This is a genomic window from Enterobacter asburiae (assembly GCF_001521715.1).
In the GTDB taxonomy this organism is placed as follows: Bacteria; Pseudomonadota; Gammaproteobacteria; order Enterobacterales; family Enterobacteriaceae; genus Enterobacter; species Enterobacter asburiae.
Window position 1 is genome coordinate 930,144 of record NZ_CP011863.1, and the last position, 15,142, is coordinate 945,285.

A 15,142-nucleotide genomic window follows, 5' to 3' on the forward strand; every position below is an offset into this window, starting at 1 on the left:
GAATTATATTTGGCCTGTGCATACTCTTTCTGATTTTCATGCGGCAAAGCGCCGCTTGTCGTAAAAATATTCACTTATTATGCAGTAACAGTGAATAACTCCATATCGTAACTTGTTGATATTCTGTTACCCAAATCCGTTTATGCATTTTTATCGCTGGCTGGCACGAAGGCTGCAATCTACATTCACAGTGCAAACACCCAATTATTTAACATTCAAATAACTTTTTATTTACCGGATGAGGTCGCTATGTCTCTGTCAATTACGCGTGAAAATTTCGATGAATGGATGATGCCGGTTTACGCTCCGGCGGCTTTTATTCCGGTTCGTGGGGAAGGCTCGCGCCTGTGGGATCAGCAGGGTAAAGAGTATATCGACTTTGCAGGTGGGATTGCGGTCAACGCGCTGGGTCATGCGCACCCTGCGCTGCGTCAGGCGCTGAATGACCAGGCGGCGAAGTTCTGGCATACCGGCAACGGCTTTACCAACGAGCCTGCGCTGCGCCTGGCCAAAAAACTGATCGACGCGACGTTTGCCGAAAAAGTCTTTTTCTGTAATTCGGGGGCGGAAGCCAACGAAGCGGCGCTGAAGCTGGCGCGCAAATATGCGCATGATAAATTTGGTACCCACAAGAGCGGCATCGTGGCGTTTAAAAATGCCTTCCACGGGCGCACGCTGTTTACCGTCAGCGCGGGCGGCCAGCCTTCCTACTCGCAGGATTTCGCCCCGCTGCCGCCGGATATTCGTCACGGCATCTATAACGATCTGCAGTCCGCCAGCGAGCTGATTAACGACACCACCTGCGCGGTGATCGTCGAACCGATGCAGGGCGAGGGCGGCGTGCTTCCGGCGCAAAAAGCCTTCCTGCAGGGGCTGCGCGAGCTGTGCGATCGCCACAACGCGGTCCTGATTTTCGACGAAGTGCAGACCGGCGTGGGCCGCACCGGCGAGCTGTATGCCTATATGCACTACGGCGTGACGCCGGACGTGCTGTCGACCGCCAAAGCGCTGGGCGGCGGCTTCCCGATTGGGGCGACGCTGACCACCGATAAATTCGCCAGCGTGATGACCGTGGGTACCCATGGCACCACCTACGGCGGCAACCCGCTGGCCACCGCCGTCGCCGGGCAGGTTCTCGACATCATTAACACGCCTGAGGTGCTGAAAGGCGTTAAGCAGCGTCACGACTGGTTTGTCGAGCGCCTGAATGCCATCAACGGCAAAACGGGGCTGTTTAAAGAAATTCGCGGTCTGGGGCTGTTAATCGGCTGCGAGCTCACCGCTGAGTTTGCCGGGAAAGCTAAACTTATTTCACAGGAAGCGGCAAAAGTGGGCGTGATGGTGCTGATTGCCGGTGCCAACGTAGTGCGTTTCGCGCCGGCGCTGATCGTCAGCGAGGAAGAGGTGCAAACCGGTCTCGACCGTTTTGCGCTGGCGTGTGAAAAAGTGAAATCCGGGGTGTCATCATGATGGTCATCCGTCCCGTTGAGCGCGGCGATCTCGCCGGGCTCATGCAGCTTGCCGGTAAGACGGGAGGCGGGCTGACCTCGCTTCCTGCCGATGAAAAAACGCTGTCGGCGCGCATTGAGCGCGCCCTGCAAACCTGGCAGGGGACGTTGCCAAAAAGCGAACAGGGGTATGTGTTCGTGCTGGAAGACACCGACACGGGGACCGTAGCCGGGATCTGCGCCATTGAAGTGGCCGTCGGGCTTAACGACCCGTGGTACAACTACCGCGTCGGCACCATGGTTCACGCCTCGAAAGAGCTGAACGTCTATAACGCGCTGCCCACGCTGTTTCTCTGCAATGACCACACGGGCGCCAGCGAGCTGTGCACGCTGTTCCTCGACCCGGCGTGGCGCAAAGAGGGCAACGGCTATCTGCTCTCCAAATCGCGCTTTATGTTTATGGCCGCCTTCCGCGATCGCTTTAACGAAAAAGTGGTCGCTGAGATGCGCGGCGTGATCGACGACACCGGCTACTCGCCGTTCTGGGAGAGCCTGGGCGAGCGCTTCTTCTCGATGGAGTTCAGCAGGGCGGACTATCTCTGCGGCACCGGCCAGAAAGCCTTTATTGCCGAGCTGATGCCGAAGCATCCTATTTATACCCATTTCCTCAGCCCGGAAGCGCAGGCGGTGATTGGCGAAGTCCATCCGCAGACCGCGCCTGCCCGCGCGGTGCTGGAGAAAGAGGGGTTCCGCTACCGGAACTATGTCGACATCTTTGACGGCGGCCCAACGCTTGAGTGCGATATCGACCGCGTGCGCGCGATCCGTAAAAGCCGTCTGGTTGAGGTCTCTGAAGGTCAGCCCGCGCCGGGTGACTGGCCCGCCTGTCTGGTGTCGAACGAAAATTACGCCAATTTCCGCGCCATGCTGGTGCGTACCAACCCGAAATGTGAACGTCTGGTGCTGACGGCTGCAGAACTGGATGCCCTGAAATGTAACGCCGGCGATACGGTTCGCCTGGTGCGTCTCTGCCCTGAGGAGAAAACAGCATGACATTATGGATTAACGGTGACTGGGTCACGGGCGAAGGCGAAGAGCGCGTAAAAACCAATCCGGTCGGAAAAGAGGTGCTCTGGAAGGGGCATGACGCCAGCGCCGGGCAGGTAGAACAAGCCTGCCGCGCCGCGCGCCGCGCGTTTCCGGCGTGGGCAAAACAGCCTTTCGCCGTGCGCCAGGAAATTGTTGAAAAGTTTGCCGGGCTGCTGGAGGCAAATAAGGCCGAACTGACGCGCATCATCGCGTCTGAAACCAGTAAACCGCGCTGGGAAGCGACAACCGAAGTGACGGCGATGATCAACAAAATCGCCATTTCGGTGAAGGCGTACCACACCCGTACCGGCGAACAGCGCACCGACATGCCGGACGGCGCGGCCACGCTGCGTCACCGTCCGCACGGCGTGTTGGCGGTATTTGGCCCGTATAACTTCCCGGGACACCTGCCGAATGGCCACATTGTGCCTGCGCTGCTGGCGGGCAATACCGTTATTTTCAAACCGAGCGAGCTCACGCCACTCACCGGCGAGGCGGTGGTTAAGCTGTGGGAACAGGCCGGCCTGCCGCCGGGCGTGCTGAACCTGGTGCAGGGCGGGCGGGAAACCGGTCAGGCGCTGAGCGCGCTGAGCGATATCGACGGCCTGCTGTTTACCGGCAGCGCCGGTACGGGCTATCAGCTGCACCGCCAGCTGGCAGGGCAGCCGGAGAAAATTCTGGCGCTGGAGATGGGCGGCAACAACCCGCTGATTGTGGAAGACCCTGACGATATCGACGCCGCGGTGCACCTGACGATTCAGTCCGCCTTTATTACCGCCGGACAGCGCTGCACCTGTTCCCGCCGTCTGCTGGTGAAGCGGGGCGCGCAGGGGGATGCCTTCCTGAAGCGTCTGGTTGAAGTGAGCGCGCGTCTGGTGCCTGCCGCGTGGGATGCCGACCCGCAGCCGTTTATCGGCGGGCTGATTTCCGAACAGGCCGCGCTGAACGTGCTGAAGGCCTGGCAGGACCACGTCGCGCGCGGCGCGAAAACCCTGCTGGAGCCGAAGCAGGTTCAGCCGGGTACCTCGCTGCTGACGCCGGGCATCGTGGAAATGAGCGGCGCGAGCAACGTGCCGGATGAAGAGGTCTTTGGCCCGCTGCTGTGCGTCTGGCGTTACGACGATTTCGATGCGGCCATTGCGATGGCGAATAACACCCGCTACGGCCTGTCGAGCGGTCTGATTTCACCGCATCGCGAGAAGTTTGACCAACTGCTGCTGGAAGCGCGCGCCGGGATTGTGAACTGGAATAAACCGCTGACCGGGGCCGCGAGCACAGCGCCGTTCGGCGGCGTAGGCGCGTCGGGCAACCATCGCGCCAGCGCGTGGTATGCCGCCGATTACTGCGCGTGGCCGATGGCGAGCCTGGAAACTCCGACGCTGACGCTGCCGGAGACGCTTAATCCGGGGCTGGATTTTACCGGAGGGGATCGTCATGAAAGCGCGTGAGGTTAACTTTGACGGGCTGGTGGGGCTGACGCACCACTATGCCGGTCTCTCTTTTGGTAATGAAGCCTCGACGAAGCACCGTTTTCAGGTCTCCAACCCGAAGCTGGCGGCGAAGCAGGGGCTGCTGAAGATGAAAGCACTGGCGGATGCCGGTTTCCCGCAGGCGGTGATCCCGCCTCAGGAACGCCCGAACGTGGCAGTCCTTCGTCAGCTCGGCTTTAGCGGTACCGATGAGCAGGTGGTTGAAAAAGCGGGTACGCAGACCCCGCACCTGCTCTCCGCGGCAAGCTCCGCCTCCTCGATGTGGGTGGCAAACGCCGCGACCGTCGCGCCGTCAGCCGACACGCTGGATGGCAAAGTCCATCTGACGGTGGCGAACCTGAACAACAAATTCCACCGCGCTACAGAAGCGGAAACCACCGAGCGCGTGCTGCGCGCCATTTTCAACCATGACGCCCATTTTGAGGTGCATCAGGCTCTGCCGCAGGTAGCGATGTTTGGCGACGAAGGCGCGGCCAACCATAACCGCCTGGGGGGCGACTATGGCGATCCGGGCCTGCAGCTGTTTATCTACGGGCGAGAAGAGGGGGGGCACGCCGCGCCAACCCGTTATCCTGCTCGTCAGACGCTGGCGGCCAGCCAGGCGGTTGCTCGCCTGAACCAGGTCAATCCTTCCCAGGTGGTTTTTGCCCAGCAAAACCCGCATGTGATTGACCAGGGCGTTTTCCATAACGACGTGATTGCCGTCTCTAACCGCCAGGTACTGTTCTGCCACGAGCAGGCGTTTGCCCATCAGGATAAGCTGCTCGCCACGCTGCATGAGCGCGTGCGCGGGTTCACGCCAGTCCAGGTGCCCACGGAGGCGGTGAGCGTGCAGGACGCGGTAGAAACCTATCTGTTCAATAGCCAGCTGCTGAGCCGTGACGATGGCAGCATGATGCTGGTCCTGCCGCAGGAGTCCCGGGATCATCAAGGCGTGTGGCGCTACCTGACGGAGCTGGTCAAGGCCGATAACCCGATTGACGAGCTGCGCGTGTTTGATCTGCGCGAAAGCATGGCTAACGGCGGCGGTCCAGCCTGTTTACGTCTGCGCGTGGTCCTGACCCAGGACGAAATGCAGGCGGTGAACCCCGCGGTCATGATGAACGATACGCTTTTTACGCGGCTGAATGACTGGGTCGATCGCTACTATCGCGATCGTCTGACGCAGGCGGATCTGGTTGACCCGCAGCTTCTGCGTGAAGGGCGCGAGGCGCTGGACGCGTTATCGACAATCCTGCAGCTGGGATCGGTTTATCCGTTCCAGCGCTAAAGGAGTGGATATGGAAAATTTACTGGCGCTGACCCTGGCCGATGAGACGCCGGAACAGAAAGAGGGGGACGGCCCCTCGTTTCGCTGGCGGTGGCTGGGGCGCGGGGTGCTTGAACTGACGCCGACCGTCAAAAGCGATCTCTCTCTGCTGCTTTCCACGGGTATCCACGGGAATGAAACCGCACCCGTTGAGATTGTTGATCTGCTGCTGCGTGCGCTGTATCGCAATGAGATCGCCCTGAAGTGCCGCGTGCTGGTGGTGCTCGGCAATCCACCTGCGCTGGCGCAAAACAAACGGTATCTGGTGAGCGACATTAACCGCATGTTCGGCGGCCGCTGGTCGCAGTTTCCTCAGAGCGATGAAACGGCGCGGGCAGAGTGGCTGGAGAACGTCGTGACCGCGTTTTTTGCCACCGCGGGACCGGCGCGCTGGCATCTGGATCTGCATACGGCAATCCGCGCGTCCTACCACGTTCGCTTCGGCGTTCTGCCGCAGCGCAGTCAGCCGTGGGATGAAGCGTTCCTGAGCTGGCTGGGTGACGCCGGGCTGGAGGCGCTGGTATTTCATCAGGCGCCGGGCGGAACGTTTACCCATTTCACCTGTGAACGTTTCGCTGCGCTGGCCTGCACGCTGGAGCTGGGAAAAGCGCTGCCGTTCGGCCAGAACGATCTGACCCGCTTTGCGCCTACGCATCTCGCCCTTCGGGCGCTGCTGGGAGGAAAGGCTCCCGAGCACGTGCATCAGCCCGTTGAGCGCTATCGTGTCGTACAGCAGATCACGCGCCGCAGCGATGCCTTCCTGCTCCATATGGCCGCGCACACCCTGAACTTCACGCCGTTCCGCAAAGGGGCGCTGCTGGCTGAGGATGGCGAGGAACGTTACGAGGTGCAGAAAAACACCGAGTATGTTTTATTCCCTAACCCCACCGTCGCGTTTGGCCTGCGGGCCGGGCTGATGCTGGAAAAAATATCCTGAACCTTTCCCCTCTCATCGTCCGGGAGGGGGAAGCAAAAAACTTTTCTTAACGATTAAAGCGCTTGCGCTTGTTTTGCAGAATATTCCTGGTGAATTGCTTTATTATTGATCTGCACTTCGCTATACTTCTGCTAAATTTCTTTAAAATCATCGCATTGAATATTTATTGTTGCAACTCTCCACGCTTTATCCTTATTTCCTCCACATTTGACGAAAATTTGTTTTTTACACTTTCATTGTTTTACCGTTGCTCTGACTAATTGACGATAAACCCCGTAAAGTTAATCTCGTCAACACGGCATAGCGCCGAAGAATAACTGAAAGAAAGGAAATAAATTATGCGTAAGTTTACTGCACTGTTTGTTGCTTCTACCCTGGCTCTGGGCGCTACCAGCATGGCGTTCGCCGCAGATACTGCGACCACTACGACTGCCGCGCCTGCTGAAGGCAAAATGATGATGCATCATAAAGGTCCGGGTATGCACAACGAGATGATGATGTTTAAGGATCTCAACCTGACGGATGCGCAGAAGCAGCAGATCCGCGACATCAGAAAAGGTGAGCGCGACCAGATGAAACGTCCTCCGCTTGAAGAGCGCCGTGCGATGCATGACATCATCGCCAGCGACAGCTTCGATAAGGCGAAAGCCGAAGCGCAGATCGACAAAATGGCCGAGCAGCACAAAGCCCGCATGCTGGCTCACATGGAAACCCAGAACAAGATCTACAACATTCTGACCCCGGAACAGAAAAAACAATTTAATGCGAATTTTGAGAAGCGTCTGACAGAACGTCCGGCGATGGAAGGTAAAATGCCAGCACCAACCGAATAATCGGTTCACACTCTTAAGACCGCCGGGATCCTGTCCACAAAAGCGCAACCGCTGTGGACAGGACCGGCGGTTTTTCTTTCCTGCCCTCTTGCCTGCCGCCGCCAGCGCGGTATCCTCCTGTAGTCGCTTCAGAGAATGTTTGCAGAGTCATGGCGTTAGAATTTTTATTAACGTTCCGCTAAGGCCTGCCCGCTCTGCTGCCGATACTGTTTCTGTGAATACCCAACGATAACAAACAAGACAGCAACGATAGCGATATCCTTGCCCTGGCACGGGTTGTGCCATTCAGGAGTGGTGATGGAGTTCTTTGATATCCGTAAGATGCCGGTCAGCCTCTGGCGCAATGGTGCTGGCGAAACGCGTGAGATTTGCTGCTTCCCTCCCGCGACGCGCATTTTCACTGGCGTGCCAGTATTGCGACGATTGCCAGCAACGGCGAATTCTCCTCGTTTCCCGGTGTTGACCGGGTGATTACCTTGCTGGAAGGGGGAGAGGTGACGCTGGATGCGGGACAGGCGTTCTCCCATACTCTCAAGCATCATCAGCCCTACAGTTTTGCCGGCGATTTGCCGGTGAAAGCGCTGCTTTGTGATGGGCGGATGGCGATGGACTTTAACATCATGACCCGGCGCGACTGCTGCCGGGCGAAGGTGCGCGTTGCTGACCGAACCTTTACCACCTTTGGCTCACGTGGGGGCGTGGTATTCGTGCTAAGCGGGGCGTGGCAGCTGGGCGATAAACTGCTGACAGCCGATCAGGGGGCCAGCTGGGAGGAGGGTACCCATACGCTGCGTCTGCTGGAGGCTCAGGGCACCTTATTGTTCAGCGAAATCACGTGGCTGCCGGGTCATTGAGCACTATGATCTCAAACTTTCCGGCCAGGACAGGTTTACAGAGAATTTTATAGCCATCGTGGTCAAATCCGGCGGGCGTGCGCAGCAGGGTTGCCGCGTCGTTGATGTCGTCGACGGCGCCCAGCCAGAGCCAGTTGTTGACGATGTGATACTGGGTCATTGCCTCGCCCACCTCTTTTAGCGCAACGGCGCTTTCCCAGGGCCAGCAGTTCACGCTGATGGCCGCCAGACCGGTGAGAAGCCGGGCGTGATGCGCCTCAACGCTCTCTTTCCCGCAGCAGGCACCGGCGCAGCGCTTCAGCGCGGATCGAAAACAGGCGCGTCCGCGGGTGGTTGCCTCCAGACCTAAAAGGCTGTAGCAAAGCTGTAAATCGTCCGCCAGCGTCTGCAGCGCCTGGAGCGCGGCGCGTTTATTGGCGAACAGCCCATAGAGATTCGGGGCATGAGAAAAATCGACGTCGCGCGCGTAGACGACCTGCGGCTTGCCATTGTTTATCTGCAGGGAGCAGAGCTGACGGTTGCGGCGCAGGCGCTTATTGAACAGCGGCTGTTGTTCTTTTATCAACCGCGCCTCCAGCAGCAGCGCGCCCATTTCTCCCGCCGTCTGGAACCAGGTAATGCGTCGCGACTGGCGCAGCATGGCGGCCTCGTCCGGCGTACGCAGATGGGATAACACCCGGCTGCGAATGTTAACGCTCTTGCCGATATAAAGCGGCAGGGTGTCGCTTTCGCCATGAAAGATGTATACGCCCGGCTGTTTAGGCAGTGCCTCAAGCCAGGGGCGAAGTTGTTCGGGATATTCGTAGATAGCCGCCGCTTCAAACTCAAGACGCGGGGCGGATTGACGCCTGCTCACATACTGCTCCATATACTGTTCAGACATACAGTGTAGCAGGAGTGCGGTGGTTAAAAAAGAGCCGGGTGGGGCTACGCCTTACCCGGCCAGGACGTGCGGCCTGATGCCCTCACCCCAACCCTCTCCCACGGGAGAGGGTGCAAACACTAAAAACGGTAACCTGGTTACCGTTTTGCGTTTATTTCCAAAAATCGTCAAACACCGTAATGGGCGTGTGGCGCTTGTGCTCGGTTTTCAGATACCAGCCTTCAATGATTTTCGCGGTACCTTCATCCAGCTTTTTGCCTTCCAGATAATCATCAATGTTGTCATAGGTGACGCCAAGGGCCGCTTCATCCGGCAGGGAAGGGCGATCGTCTTCAAGGTCCGCTGTCGGCGCTTTCTTATAAAGATGCTCAGGACATCCCAGCGCGGCCAGCAGTTGCTTACCCTGACGCTTGTTGAGACGGAAGATAGGGTTAATGTCGGTGCCGCCGTCGCCGTATTTGGTGAAGAAACCGGTGATCGCTTCTGCCGCGTGGTCGGTGCCGACGACGACGCCTTTGGTCATCCCGGCGATGCTGTACTGCGCTTTCATGCGCTCGCGGGCTTTCTCGTTGCCGCGAACAAAATCGCTCAGCTCAATGCCCGCTTCGCGAAGCGCCTGCTCGCTTGCCAGCACCGAGCCTTTAATATTCACGGTCAGCACGCGGTCAGGCTGGATAAAGGTAATCGCATCCTGGCAATCCTGCTCGTCCGCCTGTACGCCATAAGGAAGACGCACCGCGATAAACTGCAGTTTCTCATCGCCCGTCTCTTCGCGAAGCTCTGAAATCGCCATCTGGCAGAGTTTACCGGTCAGGGTAGAGTCCTGGCCGCCGCTGATGCCCAGCACCAGGGATTTCAGGAACGCGTTCTTTTTTAAGTACGATTTTAAAAAATCCACGCTGCGGCGGATCTCTTCATGTGCATCTACCGTAGGCTTTGCGCCCAGTGCCTGAATAATCTCTTGTTGCAGAGCCATCACGCCCTCCATATGCAGTACATAAACAGAATGTGTTAGCTGTTAAAACTAACCCTTTGGGCGAGAAACGACAAGGATCACAGTTTCGAGTGCGCTAATTTGCGCCGATTTAGCAGGTTATCGTTGTTTTATTAGAATTTTCCGAAATTCGTCTGGCGTAATCCACAAAGTTGAACAATAGTACTTTTTATCCCATGCTTAGATAACACGCTGATAAACAAGAGGACGGAATATGAACAAGAACGTAGCAGGAATTCTTAGCGCAGCGGCGGTACTGACTATGCTGGCAGGGTGTACGGCTTACGATCGCACTAAGGATCAGTTTACGCAGCCCGTAGTAAAAGACGTTAAAAAAGGCATGACCCGTTCGCAGGTTGCTGCGATTGCCGGTAAACCTTCTTCTGAAGTGACCATGATTCATGCGAAAGGGACCTGCCAGACCTATATCCTGGGTCAACGTGATGGTAAGGCAGAAACCTACTTCGTCGCTCTGGATGATACCGGTCATGTGATCAACTCCGGCTATCAGACCTGTGCTGAATACGACACCGATCCGCAGGCACCTAAGGCGCAGTAACCCTGCTTGCCTGAGGATGTTAACAAACCGGCCCATGGGCCGGTTTTTTTATGCATCAGAAAATCTTATTTCTTTGCGCGAATTATTTGCCCGAAATGTGAAGGGAGTCAACAAGCCAGGTCAATGAGAGACAATTTGAGTCTATCCAGAATTATCCCCTGTCTGTACCATTGCGTATACTCACTCCAACGATAAACAACAGTACGCAAGCTACCTGTCTGCCGGGACAGCGAGTCGAGTGATAGCGCGATGGCAGGTAGTCATATAAGAGGGAATCACGATGGAAAAGAAACATATCTACCTGTTCTGCTCAGCGGGCATGTCAACGTCGCTTCTGGTGTCAAAGATGCGTGCGCAGGCTGAAAAGTATGAAGTCCCTGTGGTGATTGAAGCGTTTCCAGAGACGCTGGCGGGCGAAAAAGGCCAGACAGCCGATGTTGTTTTACTGGGGCCGCAAATTGCCTATATGTTGCCCGAAATTCAACGACTGTTACCCAATAAACCGGTCGAAGTGATCGACTCGGGGCTGTACGGCAAGATTGATGGTTTAGGTGTTCTTAAAGCTGCTGTTGCAGCCATTAAAAAAGCTGCTAATTAATTTTTATTTTTCCCGTCAAAGAGTTATTTCACACACAATACGCCGTAACATGCGTTACGGCATTTAAGGGTATTTTCCTATGAGTAAAGTCATCGCTTCACTTGAAAAGGTACTCCTTCCTTTTGCTGTTAAAATAGGAAAGCAGCCTCACGTTAACGCCATCAAAAACGGCTTTATTAAATTAATGCCGTTGACGCTGGCCGGGGCCATGTTCGTTTTAATTAACAACGTTTTTCTGAGCTTTGGTGAAGGTTCCTTCTTTTATTCATTAGGAATTCGGTTAGACGCTTCCACTATTGAAACCCTTAATGGTTTTAAAGCCATTGGCGGCAACGTCTATAACGGTACGTTAGGGATTATGTCGCTGATGGCGCCCTTCTTTATTGGGATGGCACTGGCAGAAGAGCGTAAAGTGGATCCGCTGGCTGCCGGGTTATTATCCGTCGCCGCCTTTATGACCGTAACGCCTTACAGCGTGGGTGAAGCCTACGCCGTTGGCGCCAACTGGCTGGGCGGGGCCAACATCATCTCCGGTATTGTTATCGGCCTGGTGGTGGCAGAAATGTTCACCTTTATTATCCGCCGCAACTGGGTTATCCGCCTGCCGGATAGCGTACCGGCTTCCGTTTCTCGTTCATTTTCCGCGTTGATTCCAGGCTTCATTATTCTCTCCATCATGGGGATTATCGCCTGGGCGCTCTCCCACTGGGGCACAAACTTCCACCAGATCATCATGGACTCTATCTCTACGCCGCTGGCGTCGATGGGTGGCGTGGTCGGTTGGGCGTATGTGATTTTCACCTCTCTGCTGTGGTTCTTTGGCGTGCATGGTTCACTGGCACTGGCCGCGCTGGACAGCGGGATTATGACCCCCTGGGCACTGGAAAACGTTGCGCTTTACCAGCAGTACGGCCCCGTTGACGCGGCGCTTGCAGCGGGTAAAACCTTCCATGTGTGGGCGAAGCCGATGCTTGACTCCTATATCTTCCTGGGCGGTACCGGGGCGACCTTGGGTCTGATCATCGCGGTCTTTATTGTCTCTCGACGTGCTGACTACCGTCAGGTCGCGAAGCTGGCGCTGCCATCAGGCATCTTCCAGATTAACGAACCGATTCTGTTCGGTCTGCCAATTATCATGAACCCGGTAATGTTCATTCCGTTCATCCTGATTCAGCCGCTGCTGGCCGCGATCACCCTGACGGCGTATTACATGGGCATCATTCCACCGGTCACCAACATTGCACCGTGGACCATGCCGGCGGGCCTGGGCGCCTTCTTCAACACCAACGGTAGCGTCGCGGCCTTCCTGCTGGCGATATTCAACCTCGGGATTGCCACCCTGCTGTACATGCCGTTCGTGGCGATTGCCAACAAAGCCGCCACCATTATTGATGAAGAAGAGAGCGAAGAGGATATTGCCCTCTCACTGAAATTCTAAGATTGACCGGCGCGGGGAAGCCCGCGCCAGCCACAAGGAGCTTAAAAATGTTAGATTTGGATAGTATTGTCGCAGACGAAGCCGTCGAGAACGATCTCGAAGAAGTGGTGATGGGGCTTATCATCAACTCCGGACAGGCTCGCAGCCTGGCCTATGCCGCGCTGAAACAGGCCAAGCAGGGGGATTTCGCCGCGGCGAAAACCATGATGGACCAGTCCCGCACGGCGCTCAACGAAGCGCACCTGGTGCAGACAAAGCTGATTGAAGGCGATCAGGGCGAAGGGAAGATGAAGGTCAGCCTGGTGCTGGTCCACGCGCAGGATCACCTGATGACCTCGATGCTGGCGCGTGAGCTGGTGGCGGAGCTCATCGAGCTTCACGAGAAAATGCACTGAGTCGGATTTCGCAGCAGGAGGTCAGCACGATGGAAATTAAAACCGCACTTGAACAGCAGCTGTTTAACGGCAAAAATTTTCACGTGGTTATCTACAACAAGACGGAGAGCGCCAGCGGTCTGCACCAGCATGACTACTACGAATTCACGATTGTTCTGACCGGCCGCTACTACCAGGAGATCAACGGTAAGCGCGTCCTCCTTGAGCGAGGGGATTTTGTCTTCCTGCCGATGGGTTCTTATCACCAGAGCTTTTACGAATTTGGTGCCACCCGTATTCTGAATGTGGGCGTCAGCAGACGCTTCTTTGAGAAGCACTATCTGCCACTGGTGCCGTTCTGCTTTGTGGCCTCCCAGGTCTATCGGGTCAAAAACGAGTTCATGACCTGGATTGAAACGGTTATCGCCTCGCTTAACTTCCGCGACAATGAATTTGATGAGTTTATTGAAACGGTGACCTTCTACGTGATGAACCGGCTGCGCCATCATCGTGAGGAGCAACAGGTGACGGATGATATTCCACAGTGGCTGCGCAGCACCGTTGAGCTGATGCACGATAAAGGCCAGTTCAGCGAAAATGCGCTGGAAAATATGGTGTCCCTGTCGGGGAAATCCCAGGAATATCTCACCCGCGCGACGCAGCGCTATTATCGTAAAACACCCGTGCAAATTATTAATGAAATCCGCATTAATTTTGCGAAGAAACAGCTGGAAATTACCAACTACTCTGTCACCGATATTGCATACGAGTCAGGATACAGCAGTCCCAGCCTGTTTATTAAGACCTTTAAAAAATTGACTTCATTCACACCGAACAGTTACCGGAAGAATTTGACGGTAATTAATTAACTTTCGGCGGATTACCCGCCACAAATATTGCTTTAATGGCTTGCCCAAATAGCGGGAAGAGTACGCTATACCTTGCAGGCGATTAACCTGATACGCTAAGGGAGATATTATGCAGAAGAAATTAAAAGTCGTAACCATTGGTGGCGGCAGCAGCTATACCCCGGAATTACTTGAAGGTTTTCTGAAACGTTATCATGAATTACCGGTCAGCGAATTATGGCTGGTGGATGTGGAGGAAGGTCAGGAAAAGCTGAATATTATTTTCGACCTGTGCAAGCGCATGGTGGAGAAAGCGGGCGTGCCTCTGACCGTGCATAAAACCCTGGACCGCCGTCTGGCGCTGAAAGATGCGGATTTCGTCACCACCCAGCTGCGCGTGGGCCAGCTGAAGGCGCGAGAGCTGGACGAGCGTATTCCGCTGAGCCACGGCTATCTCGGGCAGGAAACTAACGGCGCGGGCGGCCTGTTCAAAGGCTTGCGTACCATCCCGGTGATTTTCGACATCGTCAAAGACGTACAGGAGATCTGCCCCAACGCGTGGGTGATTAACTTCACCAACCCGGCCGGGATGGTGACCGAGGCGGTCTATCGTCATACCGGTTTCAAGCGCTTTATCGGCGTCTGTAATATTCCGATCGGTATGAAGATGTTTATCCGCGACGTGCTGGCGCTCACCGACGGTGACGATCTTTCCATCGACCTGTTCGGCCTGAACCACATGGTATTCATTAAAGACGTTATCGTGAACGGTAAATCGCGCTTTGCCGAACTGCTCGACGGCGTGGCTTCCGGTCGCCTGACGGCGGCATCGGTGAAAAACATCTTTGACCTGCCGTTCAGCGAAGGGCTGATCCGCTCGCTGAACCTGCTGCCGTGCTCGTACCTGCTTTACTACTTCAAGCAGAAAGAGATGCTGGCCATTGAAATGGGCGAGTACTATAAGGGCGGCGCGCGCGCGCAGATCGTTCAGAAAGTCGAGAAGCAGCTGTTCGATTTGTATAAAGATCCGAACCTGAACGTTAAACCGAAAGAGCTGGAGCAGCGCGGCGGGGCCTACTACTCCGATGCGGCGTGCGAGGTGATTAACGCCATCTACAACGACAAGCAGGCGGAGCACTATGTCAACGTGCCGCACCACGGCCATATCGACAATATCCCGGCGGACTGGGCCGTCGAGATGACCTGCATCCTGGGACGCGATGGCGCTAAACCGCATCCACGCATCACCCACTTCGATGATAAGGTCATGGGCCTTATCCACACCATCAAAGGCTTTGAAGTGGCGGCAAGCAATGCGGCGCTGAGCGGCGAGCTCAATGACGTGCTTCTGGCGCTGAACCTCAGCCCGCTGGTGCATTCCGACCGCGATGCGGAGCAGCTGGCCAGCGAGATGATCCTGGCGCATGAAAAATGGTTGCCGAACTTTGCCGCCACGATCGAGAAGCTGAAGTTCAAACACCACTAAGA

The 15,142-nt window shown here is 56.0% G+C and carries 14 protein-coding genes and 1 pseudogene; 13 read left to right on the forward strand and 2 right to left on the reverse strand.

Annotated elements, in window-relative coordinates; all coding sequences use genetic code 11:
• The first annotated feature begins 249 nt into the window (after positions 1-249).
• The 7 genes and pseudogenes from astC (at position 250) to ves (ending at position 7,960) form a co-directional block, all read left to right on the forward strand.
• Entirely contained in the window at positions 250-1,470 is a 1,221-nt protein-coding gene (gene astC / locus ACJ69_RS04595; RefSeq protein WP_029742016.1) for a succinylornithine/acetylornithine transaminase, read from the forward strand.
• The gene (gene astA / locus ACJ69_RS04600) at positions 1,467-2,501 is read left to right on the forward strand and encodes an arginine N-succinyltransferase (RefSeq protein WP_023311275.1); all 1,035 of its coding nucleotides are present in this window, start codon (positions 1,467-1,469) and stop codon (positions 2,499-2,501) included. The genes astC and astA overlap by 4 nt, the downstream gene beginning before the upstream one ends.
• Entirely contained in the window at positions 2,498-3,985 is a 1,488-nt protein-coding gene (astD, locus tag ACJ69_RS04605; RefSeq protein WP_054829545.1) for a succinylglutamate-semialdehyde dehydrogenase, read from the forward strand. The genes astA and astD overlap by 4 nt, the downstream gene beginning before the upstream one ends.
• A complete protein-coding gene (astB, locus tag ACJ69_RS04610) occupies positions 3,972-5,297 on the forward strand; it encodes an N-succinylarginine dihydrolase (RefSeq protein ID WP_059346536.1) in 1,326 nt (441 codons plus the stop codon). Before astD ends, astB begins: the two co-directional genes overlap by 14 nt.
• Positions 5,298-5,307: 10 nt before the next feature.
• Positions 5,308-6,273 (forward strand): succinylglutamate desuccinylase, encoded by a 966-nt coding sequence (gene astE, locus ACJ69_RS04615; protein WP_054829546.1) that lies wholly within the window; start codon positions 5,308-5,310, stop codon positions 6,271-6,273.
• Between the two features lie 338 nt (positions 6,274-6,611).
• A complete protein-coding gene (spy, locus tag ACJ69_RS04620) occupies positions 6,612-7,106 on the forward strand; it encodes an ATP-independent periplasmic protein-refolding chaperone Spy (protein WP_023311279.1) in 495 nt (164 codons plus the stop codon).
• Between the two features lie 297 nt (positions 7,107-7,403).
• Positions 7,404-7,960: pseudogene (gene ves, locus ACJ69_RS04625) on the forward strand (environmental stress-induced protein Ves).
• Here ves and cho read toward each other — a convergent pair.
• Positions 7,938-8,816: an excinuclease Cho gene (gene cho / locus ACJ69_RS04630; protein WP_197937158.1), complete on the reverse strand. Its 879-nt coding sequence runs from the start codon at positions 8,814-8,816 to the stop codon at positions 7,938-7,940. The pseudogene ves and the gene cho sit on opposite strands and share 23 nt — an antisense overlap.
• Positions 8,817-8,994: 178 nt before the next feature.
• Positions 8,995-9,819 carry an ammonia-dependent NAD(+) synthetase gene (gene nadE / locus ACJ69_RS04635; RefSeq protein ID WP_059346538.1) on the reverse strand — a complete coding sequence of 275 codons (825 nt, stop codon included), beginning with the start codon at positions 9,817-9,819 and terminating at the stop codon, positions 8,995-8,997.
• A 232-nt stretch (positions 9,820-10,051) separates the two neighbouring features.
• Between nadE and osmE the strand changes: the two genes are divergently transcribed.
• From osmE to ACJ69_RS04665, 6 genes are all read left to right on the forward strand, one after another.
• Positions 10,052-10,396: an osmotically-inducible lipoprotein OsmE gene (gene osmE / locus ACJ69_RS04640; RefSeq protein ID WP_010430142.1), complete on the forward strand. Its 345-nt coding sequence runs from the start codon at positions 10,052-10,054 to the stop codon at positions 10,394-10,396.
• A gap of 280 nt (positions 10,397-10,676) precedes the next feature.
• Positions 10,677-10,994 (forward strand): PTS N,N'-diacetylchitobiose transporter subunit IIB, encoded by a 318-nt coding sequence (gene chbB, locus ACJ69_RS04645; RefSeq protein WP_008500676.1) that lies wholly within the window; start codon positions 10,677-10,679, stop codon positions 10,992-10,994.
• A 79-nt stretch (positions 10,995-11,073) separates the two neighbouring features.
• Positions 11,074-12,432: a PTS N,N'-diacetylchitobiose transporter subunit IIC gene (gene chbC, locus ACJ69_RS04650; protein ID WP_054829549.1), complete on the forward strand. Its 1,359-nt coding sequence runs from the start codon at positions 11,074-11,076 to the stop codon at positions 12,430-12,432.
• 47 nt (positions 12,433-12,479) lie between these two features.
• The gene (gene chbA / locus ACJ69_RS04655; protein WP_023311284.1) at positions 12,480-12,827 is read left to right on the forward strand and encodes a PTS N,N'-diacetylchitobiose transporter subunit IIA; all 348 of its coding nucleotides are present in this window, start codon (positions 12,480-12,482) and stop codon (positions 12,825-12,827) included.
• A gap of 5 nt (positions 12,828-12,832) precedes the next feature.
• Positions 12,833-13,675, forward strand: a complete 843-nt coding sequence (gene chbR / locus ACJ69_RS04660) for a transcriptional regulator ChbR (RefSeq protein WP_071789366.1) — start codon at positions 12,833-12,835, stop codon at positions 13,673-13,675.
• A gap of 109 nt (positions 13,676-13,784) precedes the next feature.
• On the forward strand, positions 13,785-15,140 hold the full coding sequence (locus tag ACJ69_RS04665) for a 6-phospho-beta-glucosidase (RefSeq protein WP_059346539.1): 1,356 nt from the start codon (positions 13,785-13,787) through the stop codon (positions 15,138-15,140).
• Positions 15,141-15,142 lie beyond the last annotated feature (2 nt).